General features: G+C 67.9%; 15 protein-coding genes. 5 read left to right on the forward strand and 10 right to left on the reverse strand.

The features are described from left to right. Nucleotides 1-65 precede the first annotated feature (65 nt). The 4 genes from qcrB to ctaE form a co-directional block, all read right to left on the reverse strand. The gene (qcrB, locus tag OHB13_RS08475; RefSeq protein ID WP_266857831.1) at nucleotides 66-1,691 is read right to left on the reverse strand and encodes a cytochrome bc1 complex cytochrome b subunit; all 1,626 of its coding nucleotides are present in this window, start codon (nucleotides 1,689-1,691) and stop codon (nucleotides 66-68) included. After that, nucleotides 1,688-2,740, reverse strand: a complete 1,053-nt coding sequence (gene qcrA, locus OHB13_RS08480) for a cytochrome bc1 complex Rieske iron-sulfur subunit (RefSeq protein ID WP_266857829.1) — start codon at nucleotides 2,738-2,740, stop codon at nucleotides 1,688-1,690. Before qcrA ends, qcrB begins: the two co-directional genes overlap by 4 nt. Beyond that, complete coding sequence (qcrC, locus tag OHB13_RS08485; protein WP_266857828.1) at nucleotides 2,737-3,546, reverse strand: cytochrome bc1 complex diheme cytochrome c subunit; 810 nt, start codon at nucleotides 3,544-3,546, stop codon at nucleotides 2,737-2,739. Before qcrC ends, qcrA begins: the two co-directional genes overlap by 4 nt. A gap of 65 nt (nucleotides 3,547-3,611) precedes the next feature. After that, entirely contained in the window at nucleotides 3,612-4,232 is a 621-nt protein-coding gene (gene ctaE, locus OHB13_RS08490; protein ID WP_266857827.1) for an aa3-type cytochrome oxidase subunit III, read from the reverse strand. A 214-nt stretch (nucleotides 4,233-4,446) separates the two neighbouring features. On the opposite strand from ctaE, the gene OHB13_RS08495 reads away from it, so the two are divergent. Then, the gene (locus OHB13_RS08495; RefSeq protein WP_266857825.1) at nucleotides 4,447-4,863 is read left to right on the forward strand and encodes a hypothetical protein; all 417 of its coding nucleotides are present in this window, start codon (nucleotides 4,447-4,449) and stop codon (nucleotides 4,861-4,863) included. Between the two features lie 58 nt (nucleotides 4,864-4,921). Here the strand turns inward: OHB13_RS08495 and OHB13_RS08500 are convergent, their stop codons facing one another. The 4 genes from OHB13_RS08500 to ctaC form a co-directional block, all read right to left on the reverse strand. Beyond that, nucleotides 4,922-6,178, reverse strand: a complete 1,257-nt coding sequence (locus tag OHB13_RS08500; protein ID WP_328376609.1) for a L,D-transpeptidase — start codon at nucleotides 6,176-6,178, stop codon at nucleotides 4,922-4,924. 118 nt (nucleotides 6,179-6,296) lie between these two features. Next, nucleotides 6,297-6,695: a cytochrome c oxidase subunit 4 gene (locus OHB13_RS08505; protein WP_266857821.1), complete on the reverse strand. Its 399-nt coding sequence runs from the start codon at nucleotides 6,693-6,695 to the stop codon at nucleotides 6,297-6,299. Next, nucleotides 6,692-8,428, reverse strand: a complete 1,737-nt coding sequence (gene ctaD / locus OHB13_RS08510) for an aa3-type cytochrome oxidase subunit I (protein WP_164264237.1) — start codon at nucleotides 8,426-8,428, stop codon at nucleotides 6,692-6,694. Before ctaD ends, OHB13_RS08505 begins: the two co-directional genes overlap by 4 nt. After that, nucleotides 8,425-9,390 (reverse strand): aa3-type cytochrome oxidase subunit II, encoded by a 966-nt coding sequence (gene ctaC, locus OHB13_RS08515; protein WP_266857820.1) that lies wholly within the window; start codon nucleotides 9,388-9,390, stop codon nucleotides 8,425-8,427. Before ctaC ends, ctaD begins: the two co-directional genes overlap by 4 nt. A gap of 259 nt (nucleotides 9,391-9,649) precedes the next feature. On the opposite strand from ctaC, the gene OHB13_RS08520 reads away from it, so the two are divergent. Further along, complete coding sequence (locus OHB13_RS08520) at nucleotides 9,650-11,098, forward strand: cysteine desulfurase/sulfurtransferase TusA family protein (RefSeq protein WP_328376611.1); 1,449 nt, start codon at nucleotides 9,650-9,652, stop codon at nucleotides 11,096-11,098. Between the two features lie 58 nt (nucleotides 11,099-11,156). Here the strand turns inward: OHB13_RS08520 and OHB13_RS08525 are convergent, their stop codons facing one another. After that, nucleotides 11,157-12,131, reverse strand: a complete 975-nt coding sequence (locus tag OHB13_RS08525) for a carbohydrate kinase family protein (protein ID WP_266857816.1) — start codon at nucleotides 12,129-12,131, stop codon at nucleotides 11,157-11,159. 135 nt (nucleotides 12,132-12,266) lie between these two features. Between OHB13_RS08525 and OHB13_RS08530 the strand changes: the two genes are divergently transcribed. Together OHB13_RS08530 and OHB13_RS08535 are read left to right on the forward strand one after the other, a co-directional pair. Further along, nucleotides 12,267-12,479 carry a hypothetical protein gene (locus OHB13_RS08530; protein ID WP_266857814.1) on the forward strand — a complete coding sequence of 71 codons (213 nt, stop codon included), beginning with the start codon at nucleotides 12,267-12,269 and terminating at the stop codon, nucleotides 12,477-12,479. A gap of 162 nt (nucleotides 12,480-12,641) precedes the next feature. Further along, nucleotides 12,642-14,147 (forward strand): hypothetical protein, encoded by a 1,506-nt coding sequence (locus tag OHB13_RS08535; protein ID WP_328376612.1) that lies wholly within the window; start codon nucleotides 12,642-12,644, stop codon nucleotides 14,145-14,147. 146 nt (nucleotides 14,148-14,293) lie between these two features. Here the strand turns inward: OHB13_RS08535 and OHB13_RS08540 are convergent, their stop codons facing one another. Continuing rightward, entirely contained in the window at nucleotides 14,294-14,650 is a 357-nt protein-coding gene (locus OHB13_RS08540; protein WP_164264231.1) for a HesB/IscA family protein, read from the reverse strand. Between the two features lie 321 nt (nucleotides 14,651-14,971). On the opposite strand from OHB13_RS08540, the gene nadA reads away from it, so the two are divergent. Then, nucleotides 14,972-16,153, forward strand: a complete 1,182-nt coding sequence (gene nadA / locus OHB13_RS08545; RefSeq protein ID WP_328376614.1) for a quinolinate synthase NadA — start codon at nucleotides 14,972-14,974, stop codon at nucleotides 16,151-16,153. Nucleotides 16,154-16,158: the final 5 nt, after the last annotated feature.

Consider the following 16,158-nt stretch of genomic DNA (forward strand, 5'->3'; position numbering starts at 1 on the left):
CGAAGAGCCCCGTCCAGCGAATGGACGGGGCTCCTGCTGTGGCGACTTTTCAGTCGGTCAGGTGATCAGTGGTGACCGTGGCCGCTGGTGATCTCCTTGTACTCCTCGGCAGTGGGCTTCTCGATCTGGTTGTGCTCGCCGTAGTAGCCCTTGCTCAGCTTGGCGCGGACCCGGGTCAGACGGGACACCTTGCGCGCGACACCGTTCTCGTCGACCTCGGGGCCGATTTCGAGCGGCTGGTACTGCTCGTGCGCGGTCAGGGTGTGCAGCTGCTGGGGCTTGAGCGGCTCGTGCACCTCGATGAACTCACCGTGCGGCAGGCGCTTGATGACGCCGGACTCGCGTCCGTGCAGCACCTTCTCCCGGTCACGGCGCTGCAGACCCAGGCACCAGCGCTTGGCGACGATGAACGCGATGACCGGTCCGACGAACATCCCGATCCGGACGAACCAGGTGATCGCGTTGATCGACAGATCGAAGTGCGTGGCCCAGAGGTCGTTGCCGCCGCCGACGAGCAGGATCAGATAGAGCGTGATCCAGGCGACGCCGAGACCCGTACGCGTGGGGGCGTTGCGCGGGCGGTCCAGGATGTGGTGCTCGCGCTTGTCCCCGGTGATCCAGGACTCGATGAACGGATAGACGCCGATACCGACCAGGACCAGCGGGAAGACCACGATCGGGATGAACACACCCAGGACGAGTGTGTGACCCCAGGCGTTGATCTCCCAGCCCGGCATGATGCGGACGAGCCCCTCGGAGAAGCCCATGTACCAGTCGGGCTGGGCGCCGGTCGACACCTGGTCCGGACGGTACGGGCCGATCTCCCAGATCGGGTTGATCGAGGCGATCGCGGCCATGGCGGCGATGACACCGAAGACCAGGAAGAAGAAGCCTCCGGCCTTGGCCATGTAGACCGGCAGCAGGGGCATACCGACGACGTTCTTGTTCGTCTTGCCGGGACCCGCGAACTGCGTGTGCTTGTGGTAGAAGACCAGGATCAGGTGGCCGACCAGCAGGCCGAGCATGATGCCCGGCAGCAGTAGCACGTGGACCGAGTAGAACCGGGAGACGAAGTCGCCGCCGGGGAACTCACCGCCGTACAGGAACATCGACAGGTACGAGCCGACGATCGGGATGGAGAGCATGACGCCCTCCATGAACCGCACACCCGTACCGGAGAGCAGGTCGTCCGGGAGGGAGTAGCCGGTGAAGCCGGTGAACATCCCGAGCACCAGCAGCAGGAAGCCGAAGAGCCAGTTGATCTCGCGCGGCTTGCGGAAGGCGCCCGTGAAGAACACGCGCATCATGTGCACCAGCATGCCGGCCAGGAAGACCAGCGCGGCCCAGTGGTGGATCTGCCGGATGAGCAGACCGCCGCGGACCTCCAGGCTGATGTTCACCGTCGAGGCGTACGCCTCGGACATGTGGATGCCCTGGAGCGGCACGTACGGGCCGTCGTAGACGACCTCGTTCATGCTCGGGTGGAAGAACAGCGTCAGATAGACACCCGTGAGGATGATGATGATGAAGGTGTAGAGGCAGATCTCCCCGAGCATGAAGGACCAGTGGTCCGGGAAGATCTTGCGCATGTTGGTCTTGGCCAGGCCGTAGATGCCCAGACGGCCATCGGCCCAGTCGGCCACCCGCTCGCCGGCGGGCGCCTTGCGCTGTGTATCCGTCACGGTGCTCATCCGCGCTCCCAGAAGGCAGGACCGACGGGCTCTGCGAAGTCGCCGAGCGCTTCGAGATTACCCTCGCCGTTCACACCGATCCGCAGCTGCGGAAGCGGGTGGCCGGCCGGGCCGAAGATGACGCGGGCGCCGTCGGACAGGTCGAAGGTGGACTGGTGGCACGGGCAGAGCACGTGGTGCGTCTGCTGCTCGTACAGGCTGATCGGGCAGCCGACGTGGGTGCAGATCTTCGAGAACGCGACGATGCCGTCGTGGGCCCACTCGCGTTCCTTCTTGTCCTTGATGTTCTCCGGCTGGATACGGACGATCATCAGGGCAGCCTTGGCGATCTGCGTCTGGAAGTCCTCGTCGGACTCCTGAAGGCCCTGCGGCATGGCGAAGGTCAGCGAACCGACGGACACGTCCTCGGGACGCAGCGGCTGGTTGGTGTTCATGTTGATGAGCACCTTGCCGCGCGCCCACAGCGTCTTGCGGAGCTTCTTCTCCGGCAGCGGACCGAGGTCGCGCAGCAGCATCACACCGGCGAGCGGCACCATGGCCATCGCGCCGAACATCGTGGTGCGGATCAGCTTGCGGCGGCCGAAGCCGGACTCGGCGGCACCTGCCGCGAAGTCGGCCAGGACCTGCGCCTTGACCTCGGCCGGGGCCTCGATCGGGTGACGCTCGGCCGGCATCTCGACGTCCGACATCAGCGTGCGGGCCCAGTGGACCGCGCCGGCGCCGATCGTGAAGAGCGCCACACCCAGGGTCAGGCCCAGGGAGAAGTTGAGCGCGCTCACGTGCCCGAACGGGAAGACGAAGATGATCTTGTCGACGGGGAAGATCACGTAGGACGCGATGAACCCGATCGTCGCCAGCATCGAGAGCGTGAACAGGAAGGCGACCACGCGCTCGGAGCGCTTGGCGGCCCGCTCGTCGATGTCCTGGATACGCGGCTTGTGGGCCGGCAGTCCCGGGTCCGCGAACGGGTCGTCCGCGGGCTCCACCGCGCCGTGCGCGGGGTCCTGCTCACTCGGCAGGTTCTCTTCGGAATTCTCTTGGCTACTCATGACTTCTTGGCCTTAGCGGTGTGGGCCGCGACCCAGATGGCAACTGCGATCAGCGCACCAAGTCCGAAGATCCAGCCGAACAGACCCTCACTGACCGGACCGAGGCCGCCCAGCTTGAGGCCGCCCTCGCTGGCGGAGTTGTCGCCGTTGACGGTCTTGATGTACGCGATGATGTTCTGCTTCTGCTTCTCCGGCATCGTGGTGTCGGGGAAGTTCGGCATGGACTGCGGGCCGGTCTGCATGGCCTCGTAGATGTGCTTCGGGCTCGCGCCCTCAAGGCTCGGGGCGAACTTGCCGTGCGTCAGTGCACCGCCCTCACCCGTGAAGTTGTGGCACTGGGCGCAGTTGGTGCGGAAGAGGTCGCCACCGGCTGCGGTGTCGGCGCCCTGGTCGCTGTACTGCTTCGAGGTCGGCGCGATGGGTCCGGCGCCGAGCGAGGCCACGTACGCGGCCAGCTGGTCGATCTGGCCCTGCGAGTAGATGACCTTCTTCTTCGGCACCTGGGCGCCGGGCTGCTGGGCAGGCATACGGCCGGTGCCGACCTGGAAGTCCACGGCGGCTGAGCCGACGCCGACCAAGCTGGGGCCGTCGGACGAGCCCTGGCCGCCCATTCCGTGGCAGCTTGCGCAGCCCACGGAGAACAGCTTCTTGCCCTCACTGATGGCGAGGGACTGGGAGGTGTCGTCGGCCTGCGCCTTGCCCGCGGGAGCGAACGCGGCGTACAGCCCCCCGGTGGCCGCCAGCGCGAGGAGTAGGACGACGACCGCCGCCAACGGGTGGCGTCGTCGTGCGGAGAGCTTTTTCACGGATTACCCCGGTGTCAGGATCTTCTGCGTCGGTGCTTGCTGGATGAGTGGGGCGTCGGGCCCGATTACTTGATCAGGTAGATCGTCGCGAAGAGGCCGATCCACACGACATCGACGAAGTGCCAGTAATAGGACACGACGATGGCTGCGGTCGCCTGCTGGTGCGTGAATCTCTTGGCTGCGTATGTCCTGCCGAGAACGAACAGGAAGGCGATCAGGCCGCCTGTCACATGCAAGCCATGGAAGCCCGTGGTCAGGTAGAACACCGAACCGTACGGGTCGGAGGAGAGCGAGAGGCCGTCCTCCTTCACCAGGTTGGTGTACTCGAAGATCTGGCCTCCGATGAAGATCGCACCCATCACGAACGTGATCGAGAACCACGAGCGCAACTTCTTCACATCGCCACGCTCGGCGGCAAAGACGCCGAGCTGGCATGTGAGAGAGGAGAGCACAAGGACCGTGGTGTTCGTCGCCGAGAAAGGAACGTTCAGCGAGGACGCCATATCCTTCCAGTGCTCGGGACCCGTCACCGATCGCAGGGTGAAGTACATCGCGAAGAGGGCCGCGAAGAACATCAGCTCGGAACTCAACCAGATGATGGTTCCGACGCTGGTGAGGTTCGGCCGATTGACCGACGGGTGCGCGTGCCCGGTTTCTACTGTCGTTGCTGTCGCCACGACCGACATTATGTCGGTCGCTTATCCCGCCCTCACCCTGGGGGGTGCCGTTCGGTGTGTCAGCGGGTCGTGTCCAGCCCTAACAGCCCATCGCGAGGCGGTCCGTAACGGTGTTGACGGGGTGTCGGACGGAGTAGCATCCGCGCCAGGGTCCGACCCCAACGGGCCCCGCGGGCCCGGCAGATCCCGCTGATCCCGAAGACACAGCCGTCACGGAGGAACAATGCAGCCGAGCGCCACGGTCCTGGTCTACAGCGACGACGCGAATACCCGGGAACAGGTACGGCTCGCGGCGGGTCGCAGGCCGGCCTCGGACGTGCCGCCGGTGCAGTACCTGGAGTGCGCGACGCTCGACGCGGTCCTCAGCGCCCTGGACAGGGGCGGGATCGACGCCTGCGTGCTGGACGGCGAGTCGGTCCCCGCGGGCGGTATGGGCGTCTGCCGGCAGATCAAGGACGAGGTCTTCCGTTGCCCGCCCGTGCTGCTGCTGATCGGCCGTCCGCAGGACGCCTGGCTGGCCACCTGGAGCCGTGCGGACGCCGCGGTGACCCTTCCGGTGGAACCGGTGGAGTTCGCGGCCTCACTGGCCGCTCTGGTGCGTGACAGGCTCGCGACGGGCACCGTGTCCGCGGGGTCCTGACGGGTCCTGAACAGGGGGCCCGGACCCTCCCCCGCGGAAGCACGGCGCGGGTCGCGGTTCAGAGCGCGGCGGGCCGCAGCCGGGCCGTCTGCGCGGGTGTCTCCGTGTTCGGCTTTCCGTTCGTCAGGGCGCTGCCCTTGGCCCATTTGGCCCAGGACAGGTTCCAGTCCCCGTAGCCGTTGTCGAAGGGCGTCATCGTGTCGCCGTCGCTGCCGACGACGGAGACTACGTCGCCCTGGCGCACGTGGTTGAAGAACCACTCGGCGTTGCCGGTGCTCATACCGGTGCAGCCGTGGCTGGTGTTGGCGGACCCCTGCGAGCCCTCGGACCAGGGCGCGGCGTGCACGTACTCACCGCTGAGTGTGACCTGTGTCGCGTAGTAGACCGGCAGGTCGTACGAGTCGGAGCTGCCGGCGGCTATCCCGATGCTGGAACTGGTCATCCGTACGTAGTACGTCTTGCCCAGCACGACCTTGACGCCGTTGCGGGTGGCGAAGCCCGGTTTGCCCGTGGTCACCGGGATGGTGTTGATCACGTGGCCGTCGCGCTTGACCGTCATCTCGTGGGACGAGGCGTCGGTTATCGCCTCCAGGCGGTCCCCTGTCTTCAGCTTGAGCGGCTTGGCCGTGCCGCCGTAGAGCTTCTTGCTGACCTTTATCCCGTTGAGGTTGCTGTGCACGTTGACCGTGGCGTGCGCGGGCCAGTACTCCTTCGGCCGGTAGTGCAGCGTCTTGCTGTCCACCCAGTACCAGGCGCCTTCGACGGCGGGCACCGAGTCGACCTTCAGGGCGCGCTCGACCTGTGCCCTGGCCGCCTTGTCCTTGACCGGGGCGCTGAGTTGGGCGGTGACGGGCTGGCCCACTCCGTACTCCCCCGCCTTGGGGCCGAAGGTGACGTTCAGCCGGTTGGAGGCGGGCTTGGTGTCGAACGCCATCGTCCGGTTGCCCGGCGCGCCCTGGTCGTCCTCAGTGGCGACCCGGACCGTGTAGTGGACACCTGCGGCCAGCGGAGCGGTGCTGTGCCACCTGGTGCCGTCGGCGGAGAGTTCGCCTGCCAGCTGGCGTCCTGTGCTGTCGGTGGCCGTCACGTCAGTGATGCGGCCGTCGTCATCCTTGGAGGTGATTTCGAGTGGCTTGTCGGGGTCGGCCTTGCCGTCGCCCTTGGGGCCGTTGAAGGAGATCGAATCGGCCGCGTTGAACGGCGAGGCCGAGAGCGGATTGCTGCCGGAACTGCCGCACGCGGTCGCCGCTGCCCCAAGGGACACGACCAGCAGCGTGCAGCTCAGGACCGTACGGATTCGAGGTGCATGGCTCATATGCACACGTTAAGAAGATCCCCTGGTAACGGCACGCCGGATGACTGCAAATGAGGAGGCCCGGACGCCTGATTGGCGTCCGGGCCTCCTCATACGGTCCAGCGGTGGGGTTCAGCCCCTACTGGTTCTGGTTCTCTCCGCGGTAGAACTCGAAGACCCAGCCCCAGAGGCCGACCACCACGAGCGGTGCCGAGAAGTACAGCAGCCACCAGCCCATGGCGATGGCCAGGAAGGCGAGCGCGCCGCCGACAGCCAGGGAGATCGGCTGCCAGCTGTGCGGGGCGAAGAAGCCCACCTCACCGGCGTCGTCCGCGACGTCGGCCTCCTTGTTGTCCATCGCGCCGGCGTCGATCCGCCTGGCCGTGAAGGCCAGGTAGAAGCCGATCATGATGCTCAGCCCGAAGGCCATGAAGAGGGCCGTCGTTCCGGCTGCTTCCTTCGACCACACGCCGTAGACGACCGCCACGGCGAGGATGAAGACGGCCAGCCAGATGAACATCTTGCCTTGGACCTTCACTTGCCTGCCTCCTTGCCGCCGGACAGGACCTTGTCACCGGCGCCGTGGTTCTCAAGCTGGTCGAGAGCCGCGATCTCCGGGTGGTGCAGGTCGAACGCCGGGGATTCGGAGCGGATCCTCGGGAGGGTCGTGAAGTTGTGCCGGGGCGGCGGGCAGGACGTCGCCCATTCGAGCGAACGGCCGTAGCCCCACGGGTCGTCGACCTCGACCTTCTTGCCGTACTTGGCGGTCTTCCAAACGTTGTAGAAGAACGGCAGGATCGACAGGCCCAGCAGGAAGGAGCTGATGGTCGAGATGGTGTTCAGCGTGGTGAAGCCGTCAGCGGCGAGGTAGTCCGCGTAACGACGCGGCATACCCTCGACACCCAGCCAGTGCTGCACCAGGAACGTGCCGTGGAAGCCCACGAACAGCGTCCAGAAGGTGATCTTGCCGAGCCGCTCGTCCAGCATCTTGCCGGTGAACTTCGGCCACCAGAAGTGGAATCCGGAGAACATCGCGAAGACCACGGTGCCGAAGATGACGTAGTGGAAGTGCGCGACCACGAAGTACGAGTCGGAGACGTGGAAGTCCATCGGGGGCGAGGCCAGGATGACGCCGGTCAGACCACCGAAGGTGAAGGTGATCAGGAAGCCGACGGCCCAGAGCATCGGTGTCTCGAAGGACAGCGATCCCTTCCACATCGTGCCGATCCAGTTGAAGAACTTCACACCGGTCGGCACTGCGATCAGGAAGGTCATGAAGGAGAAGAACGGCAGGAGCACACCGCCGGTGACGTACATGTGGTGGGCCCACACCGTCACGGAAAGACCGGCGATCGAAATCGTCGCAGCGACCAGGCCGATGTATCCGAACATCGGCTTTCTGGAGAACACTGGAATCACTTCGGAAATAATTCCGAAGAATGGCAACGCGATGATGTACACCTCTGGATGGCCGAAGAACCAGAAGAGGTGTTGCCATAGGAGCGCGCCGCCATTTGACGCATCGAATACATGAGCGCCGAACTTGCGGTCCGCCTCCAGCGCGAAGAGTGCCGCGGCGAGGACGGGGAAGGCCAGCAGGACCAGCACACCGGTCAGCAGGACGTTCCACACGAAGATCGGCATACGGAACATCGTCATGCCAGGGGCACGCATGCAGATGATCGTGGTGATGAAGTTGACCGAACCGAGGATCGTACCGAAGCCCGAGAAGGCCAGACCCATGATCCACATGTCGGCGCCGACACCCGGCGACCGGACGGCGTCCGACAGCGGGGAGTAGGCGAACCAGCCGAAGTCGGCCGCGCCCTGCGGGGTGATGAAGCCACCGACCGCGATGAGCGAGCCGAAGAGGTACAGCCAGTACGCGAACATGTTCAGCCGCGGGAACGCCACATCGGGCGCCCCGATCTGCAACGGCATGATCCAGTTCGCGAATCCGGCGAAGAGCGGCGTCGCGAACATCAGCAGCATGATCGTGCCGTGCATCGTGAACGCCTGGTTGAACTGCTCGTTCGACACGATCTGCGTACCCGGACGGGCCAGCTCGGCGCGCATGACGAGCGCCAGCACACCGCCGATGCAGAAGAAGGCGAACGATGTGACCAGATACATCGTGCCGATCGTCTTGTGATCAGTGGTGGTCATCCACTTGATGACGATGTTTCCCGGCTCTTTGCGCCGTACCGGCAGCTCGCTCTCGTAGGAGTCGTCTGCTGCGGCGGCACCCTGAGGTTCGTTGAGGATGCTCACAGGTTGTTCGTCTCCGCGTTCTTGGCGTGGCCAGTCTGCGCGATCCCGGCGGGGATGTAGCCGTTCTGGTGCTTGGCCGCCAGGTCCTTGAGGTGCTGCTTGTAGCGCTCCGGGGAGACGACCTTCACATTGAAGAGCATCCGGGAGTGGTCTACGCCGCACAGCTCAGCGCACTTGCCCAGGAAGGTGCCCTCCTGGTTGGGGGTCACCTCGAAGGAGTTGGTGTGGCCCGGGACAACGTCCATCTTCATGAGGAACGGCACCACCCAGAAGTCATGGATGACGTCGCGCGAAGTGAGAACGAAGCGGACCTTCTCGCCCTTGGGCAGCCAGAGGGTCGGCCCCGGGTTGCCGGTCTGCGGGTTCCGGGAGGCCGGCGTACCGACGTCGTAGACGCCTTCGGCTCCCTTGGGGAAATCCTTGGTGAAGCGGTCCGGGATATCGGACAGCTCTGTGGTCTTCGCCGCGTTGCCCGTGGAGGGGTTGCCGTCCACGTCCTCCACGTAGTTGAAGCCCCAGCTCCACTGGAAGCCGACCACGTTGATCGTGTGGGCGGGCTTCGGCGAAAGACTGAGGATCTTCGACTCATCGCGCGCGGTGAAGTAGAAGAGCACCGAGACGATGATCAGAGGAACCACGGTGTACAACGCCTCGATCGGCATGTTGTACCGGGTCTGCGGAGGTACCTCCACCTTGGTCCGGCTACGCCGGTGGAAGATGACACTCCAGATGATCAGCCCCCACACCAGCACGCCCGTGGCGAGCGCTGCCGCCCACGAGCCCTGCCAGAGGGAGAGGATCCGAGGTGCCTCTTCCGTTACCGGGGTGGGCATACCAAGGCGGGGGAAATCCTTGTACGAGCAACCGGTAGCGGTCACAAGGATCAGGCCCGCAGTCAGCACCTGCGGCAGCTTCCGCCGCATCGGGCGCCGCGACGAGCGGTCGGAGCCGTTGGGACTCACGTAGCGCCTTCCCGAGAGTCTCGCCCGTGCGGCCGGCTGCGGCCGCATCGAGGTCGGTCGCCGGTCCTGCTCGGGCAGGGGTTTGGATGTTTATGCGGACCAAACCCTACTGGAGGCCATTTGGGGCCGCGCGGGGAGGGTGCCCAACGCGCCGTCCGACACCCCGAAGGGGTGGAATCCCGGCTTCCGGCGGGGATCTGACGATCCCTCCCCCGACGAGGCAGGCGGTCCGTCCGCAGCCGCAGACTAGCGTGGCGCCGTGTCCTACTTCGATGCCGCGTCCTCCGCGCCCCTGCACCCCGTCGCACGTCAGGCCTTGCAAGCCTCCATGGACGACGGCTGGGCCGATCCCGCCCGGCTGTACCGGGAGGGGCGGAAGGCGCGGCTGCTGCTCGACGCGGCCCGCGAGGCGGCGGCCGAAGCGGTCGGATGCCGCCCGGACGAGCTCGTATTCAGCTCGTCCGGCACTCGGGCGGTCCACTCCGGAATTACTGGAGCACTTTCTGGCCGTCGGCGTGTCGGCGGCCACCTGGTGGTGTCGTCGGTCGAACACTCCTCCGTGCTCCATTCGGCGGCGGCCCATGAGGCGGGCGGCGGTTCGGTGACCGAAGTGCCGGTCGGCCGGACCGGGGCGGTGGACCCGGGGACGTACGCGGCCGCGCTGACCGCCCGGACCGCGCTGGCCTGCCTGCAGTCCGCCAACCACGAGACCGGCACCGAACAGCCGGTAGCCGAGGTCGCCGACGCGTGCCGGGCCGCCGGGGTGCCGCTGCTGGTGGACGCGGCCCAGTCGCTGGGGTGGGGGCCGGTCGACGGGGACTGGTCGCTGCTCACCGCCAGCGCGCACAAGTGGGGCGGGCCGGCCGGGGTGGGGCTGCTCGCCGTACGCAAGGGTGTGAGGTTCGTCCCTCAAGGCCCGGCGGACGAGCGGGAGTCGGGGCGCGCCGCCGGTTTCGAGAACGTCCCGGCGATCGTGGCCGCCGCTGCCTCGCTGCGGGCCGTGCGGGCCGGGGCGGCGGCCGAATCCGTACGGCTGCGCGCTCTTGTGGACCGGATCAGGGCCTCGGTGGGCGAACTGGTGACGGATGTCGAGGTGGTCGGGGATCCGGTGCGACGGCTGCCGCATCTCGTGACGTTCTCATGTCTCTATGTCGACGGGGAGACTCTGCTGCACGAGCTTGATATGGCCGGTTTCTCCGTGTCATCCGGTTCGTCCTGCACCAGCAGCACGCTGACGCCCAGTCATGTGTTGCGGGCGATGGGGGTGCTCTCGGAGGGGAACGTCCGCGTCTCGCTGCCGCTGGGCGTGGCCGAGGCGGAGGTCGACCGGTTCCTGGAGGTGCTGCCGGGCGTGGTCCGTTCCGTACGGGAGCGACTGGGTGCCGGAAACGGTCCGGTGGCGGGTGCGGCTCAGGGGCCGGTGCGGGGAGCGGCGGCGGAGCCGGAGGGGGCGACTGTGCCGGACCCCGAGGGCGGCCCCGCGGCGGAGCTTGTCGTGGACGCGCTCGGGAAGCGCTGCCCGATCCCGGTGATCGAGCTGGCCAAGGTGATCGGGGACGTGCCGGTGGGCGGGGTGGTGACGGTGCTCTCGGACGACGAGGCCGCGCGGCTCGATGTGCCCGCGTGGTGTGAGATGCGGGGGCAGGAGTACGAGGGGGCGCACCCGGTCGACGGGGGGACCGCCTTCCGGGTGCGCCGCGTGTCGTGAGCCGGTCCGCCGGGGCCGTACGGAAGCGCCCCAGGGGTCCGGTCCTGCCGCCGGTGGGCTACGGGAGGTGGATCTGGACCTCTGCCGCCGCGTCGTGGCCGTACGCCTTGGTGAAGCGGTCCATGAAGTTGGTGCGGCCCAGGGTGTACTCCTGCGTACCCAGCGTCTCGATCACCAGCGTGGCGAGCATGCAGCCGATCTGCGCCGCGCGCTCCAGGCCGACGCCCCACGAGAGCCCGGACAGGAAGCCCGCGCGGAACGCGTCACCCACGCCCGTCGGGTCGACCTTCGCCTCCTCCTCGGCGCAGCCGACCACGATCGGGTCCTCGCCCTTGCGGTCGATGCGGACGCCCCGGGCGCCGAGCGTGGTGACCCGGTGGCCGACCCGGTCGAGGATCTCTTCCTCGGTCCAGCCGGTCTTGGACTCGATGAGCCCCTTCTCGTACTCGTTGGAGAAGAGGTACGTCGCGCCGACGAGCAGCGTACGGATGTCCTCACCGGTCATCCGCGCGATCTGCTGGGAGAAGTCGGCAGCGAACGGGATCGAACGGGTGCGGCACTCCTCCGTGTGGCGGAGCATCGCCTCGGGGTCGTCGGCGCCGATCAGCACCAGGTCGAGACCGCCGACGCGCTCGGCGACCGACTGGAGCTCGATCAGGCGGGCCTCGCTCATCGCGCCCGTGTAGAACGAGCCGATCTGGTTGTGGTCGGCGTCCGTGGTGCACACGAAGCGGGCGGTGTGCAGGACCTCGGAGATCCGGACCGACTCGGTGTCCACACCGTTCCGGTCGAGCCAGGCGCGGTACTCCTCGAAGTCCGAGCCGGCCGCGCCGACCAGGATCGGGGCCGTGCCGAGCTGGCCCATCCCGAAGCAGATGTTGGCGCCGACGCCTCCGCGCCGTACGTCGAGGTTGTCGACCAGGAAGGAGAGGGAGACCGTGTGGAGCTGATCGGCGACCAACTGGTCGGCGAAGCGGCCGGGGAAGGTCATGAGGTGGTCGGTGGCGATGGAGCCGGTGACTGCGATTCGCACGGCGAGGACTCCTGCGGATGCGGAGGAGGGAGGCTGACACCTCACGCTACCGGTTCACGCCTCTCGGCTCGAAGGGAGGAAACTACCCGATAGTAGGTCTTTCTCCGCAGGCCGACCCGTGCCTACGGTGGCGATATGCCGAACTCCATCGCGCCGCACCCCGCAGCTCCGTCCGAGTCCGAAGCCGACCTGACCGATCTGCGCGGCGACTGCGCGCGCATGGCCCCGCACTGGGTGGTGCCCGTGGCGCCCGCGCCCACTCCCGTACCCCCGTCCCTGATCCACGGGGTCACCGTGCCGCCCGCCTCCGCGCGGCTGATCGACGCCATGTCCGAGTACGGCGACTGAATGTCCGGGTACGGCGCCTGAGCGGCGCTGAGCGGGCAGCCGAAGCAGCAGGACAGACAGCACAGGGAACCGTGCGCTCCCCCGCCCCGTCCCACCCCTGTTCCCCCACACGGGGGAACGGCCACACGGCAGTGGACGGCAGCGGAGTCGAAGGAGCATGCGGTGAGCAGCGAGCGACCCGAGCACGACACGGCGCGTCCCCGTCGGCGGCGGTCCCCCGCCGCCATCACCTCGGTTGCGGCAGCGGTGCTGCTGGCCGGAGGCGGCGGGGCCTACTGGGCGGCGACCGCGGCCGGCCACGACAACGGCGGCACGGAGACCAGCGGCGCCCCCACCGGCACCACGGACCCGCCTCCCCTCGCGCTGGACCAGTCGGCGCGGAGCAGCGGCTCCCCGGGCATCGCGCCGGGGGAACCCGACCCGCGGGGCACCGTCTACCGCCCCGCAGGGACCTTCCCGGACCCGCCGAAGACGGCTCCGGTGTACCGGGCCGACGGCACCGTCAGCGCCGCCGACGTGGCGAAGCTGGCCGACGCGCTCGGCGTGCCCGGCACACCGCGGCTCGTGGGTACGGACTGGAAGGTGGGCGCGGCCAAGGACGGTTCGGGCCCGCTGCTCCAGGTCGCCCGGCAGGCCCCCGGCACCTGGACGTACACGCGGTTCGGCAGCGGCCGCGGCGACAACTGCCCGCAGGGGAAAGAGTGTGCAACCGGCGGGACCGCCTCGGCCGGCGGTGGGAAGGCCGTGAGCGAGCGGGCGGCGAAGGCCGCGGCCGCTCCGCTGCTGAAGGCGCTGGGCGAGAGTGACGCGAAGCTCGACGCCGGCCGGGTGATGGGTTCGGTGCGGGTGGTGAACGCAGAGCCGAAGATCGGCGGGCTGCCCACGTCCGGCTGGACGACCGGGCTCCAGGTCGGAGCGGACGGCCGGCTGACCGGCGGCAGCGGCCCGTTGAAGGCTCCCGTCAAGGGTGCGGAGTATCCGCTGATCAGCGCGGCCGACGCGCTGAAACGGCTGAACACGCCCGCGGCCGGGGCCCCGGGCGCCGGGAGCGGGGGCTGCGCCACCATGGAGCCGCTCACCGAGCGCTCGGCCGCCGGTACCGGTAAGAGCGCCTCCAGCAGCAGCGCCGGCACCACCGCCGGCCGGGCGAGCGCCCCGCCGTCCGCTTCCTGTGCACCGTCGTCTCCGCCGAAGGCGCCCGAGTCCCGGCAGGTGACCGTGAGCCACGCGGAGCTGGGGCTCGCGGTGCGGCTGGCCGGAGGGCGGCAGATCCTCGTCCCCTCCTGGCTGTTCGGGACACGACCGGAGGGTACGACCGGACCCGCCACGGTCACCGCGACGGCGGTGGCGGACCGCTATCTGGCGAAGCCGGAGCCGCCCGCGGACGGAAACCGTCCCGGCGGTTCGGACCAGACGCCGACGGCCTACCGCGCCGACGGGCGGACCCTGACCCTGCGCATCATGGGCCGGGTGTGCGGCCGGTACGGCGTACGGACCACCGAGAACAAGGACACGGTGCGGCTGGCGCTGAGCGCGCCCAGCCCGAAGCCGGGGACGGTCTGCCCCGACATCATCGGCGCGGTGACGCAGAAGGTGGTGCTGGAACAGCCACTGGGGAGCCGGCAGGTCGTCAACGCGGCGAACGGCGACCCCGTACCCCGGATGTGAGACGGCCCCGTACCGCGAACAGCCCGTACCGCAAACAGCTCGTACCGCAAACAGGCAGGGACGACAGCCGGCGACGACAGAGGCGGCGGCCCCGGATGTCCGGGACCGCCGCCTCTGCGTGCCTTGCCGAGAAACTCGGCCAGGGCTCAGCTGAACGAGTCGCCGCAGGCGCAGGAGCCGGTGGCGTTCGGGTTGTCGATCGTGAAGCCCTGCTTCTCGATGGTGTCCACGAAGTCGACGGAGGCGCCGCCCAGGTACGGGGCGCTCATCCGGTCGGTGACGACCTTGACTCCCCCGAAGTCCTTGACCACATCGCCGTCGAGCGAGCGCTCGTCGAAGAAGAGCTGGTAGCGGAGGCCCGAGCAGCCGCCGGGCTGGACGGCGACGCGGAGCGCGAGGTCGTCACGGCCTTCCTGGTCGAGCAGGGCCTTGACCTTGGACGCGGCGGCGTCGGACAGGAGGATGCCGTCGCTCACCGTGGTCTTCTCGTCCGATACGGACATCTGCTTCACTCCCGGGATGGGGTCTCCCCGCCGAGGCAGGGGAAGTACGGACTGCTTGCCGACCATTGCAACCGGCAGGGCCACGGATTCATTCCGGGGCCTGGCGCTTCTCTTTGCCCCTTCATGCTCGCACACCCTTTCCGTCACGTCACAGATCCGGGCGCCCAGGGATACGTCACACTGACGAGATTGGCATCGTCAATCTGACGTGAAGCGGCTATGATAGATAACGTCATTTAGACGAGAAGGCCCCGGTGCCCGCACCGGCTCCACCGGAGCGGCACAAGCCGCACGTGTTTCTTGAGAAGAAAGGGTGCTGTCGTGACCACCGCCCAGCCCCGTCAGGATCTCGATGTACAGCCCTCGGCACTTGCGCTGCTGCTGCTCGGCCGCGAGGCCGACCCGAAGAGCGAGCGCGGTGTGGAGTGCCCGGGCGACCTGCCCTCCCCGTCCGACCCGGACCTGGTGGAGCGCGCCCGCGCGGCCAAGGAGAAGCTCGGGGACAAGGTCTTCGTGCTCGGCCACCACTACCAGCGCGACGAGGTCATCCAGTTCGCCGACGTGACCGGCGACTCCTTCAAGCTCGCCCGCGACGCGGCCGCCAGGCCGGAGGCCGAGTACATCGTCTTCTGCGGCGTGCACTTCATGGCCGAGTCGGCGGACATCCTGACCACAGGCGACCAGAAGGTCGTGCTCCCCGACCTGGCGGCGGGGTGCTCGATGGCCGACATGGCCACCGCCGAGCAGGTCGCCGAGTGCTGGGACGTGCTGACCGACGCCGGCGTCGCCGACCGCGTGGTGCCCGTCTCGTACATGAACTCGTCCGCCGACATCAAGGCCTTCACCGGCCGGCACGGCGGCACCATCTGTACGTCGTCGAACGCGAAGCGCGCCCTGGAGTGGGCCTTCGACCAGGGCGAGCAGGTCCTCTTCCTCCCCGACCAGCACCTGGGCCGCAACACCGCCGTACGTGACCTGGGGATGTCGCTGGACGACTGCGTCCTCTACAACCCGCACAAGCCGAACGGCGGCCTCACCGCCGAGCAGCTGCGTGGCGCGAAGATGATCCTGTGGCGCGGGCACTGCTCGGTGCACGGGCGGTTCTCGCTGGACTCGGTGAACGACGTCCGCGAGCGGATACCCGGTGTACGGGTGCTGGTCCACCCCGAGTGCAAGCACGAGGTCGTCTCGGCCGCGGACGAGGTGGGCTCGACCGAGTACATCATCAAGGCGCTCGACGCGGCCCCCGCCGGTTCGAAGTGGGCGATCGGGACCGAGCTCAACCTGGTGCGCCGGGTGGCCAACGCGCACCCGGACAAGGAGATCGTCTTCCTCGACAAGACGGTGTGCTTCTGCTCGACGATGAACCGGATCGATCTGCCGCATCTGGTGTGGACGCTGGAGTCGCTGGCCGAGGGCAATCTGGTGAACCGGATCGAGGTCGATCCGGAGACCGAGAAGTACGCGAAGCTGGCGCTGGAGCGGATGCTGGCGCTGCCGTAGCGGCG

Origin of the sequence: Streptomyces sp. NBC_00440 (genome assembly GCF_036014215.1) — a bacterium.
Lineage (GTDB): Bacteria > Actinomycetota > Actinomycetes > Streptomycetales > Streptomycetaceae > Streptomyces.

What these genes read in the sequence shown, in the direction of transcription:
- qcrB (WP_266857831.1), bottom strand. Translation starts at nt 1,691, where the DNA reads ATGAGCACCGTGACGGATACACAGCGCAAGGCGCCCGCCGGCGAGCGG.
- qcrA (WP_266857829.1), bottom strand. Translation starts at nt 2,740, where the DNA reads ATGAGTAGCCAAGAGAATTCCGAAGAGAACCTGCCGAGTGAGCAGGAC.
- ctaE (WP_266857827.1), bottom strand. Translation starts at nt 4,232, where the DNA reads ATGTCGGTCGTGGCGACAGCAACGACAGTAGAAACCGGGCACGCGCAC.
- OHB13_RS08495 (WP_266857825.1), top strand. Translation starts at nt 4,447, where the DNA reads ATGCAGCCGAGCGCCACGGTCCTGGTCTACAGCGACGACGCGAATACC.
- OHB13_RS08500 (WP_328376609.1), bottom strand. Translation starts at nt 6,178, where the DNA reads ATGAGCCATGCACCTCGAATCCGTACGGTCCTGAGCTGCACGCTGCTG.
- OHB13_RS08530 (WP_266857814.1), top strand. Translation starts at nt 12,267, where the DNA reads ATGCCGAACTCCATCGCGCCGCACCCCGCAGCTCCGTCCGAGTCCGAA.
- OHB13_RS08540 (WP_164264231.1), bottom strand. Translation starts at nt 14,650, where the DNA reads ATGTCCGTATCGGACGAGAAGACCACGGTGAGCGACGGCATCCTCCTG.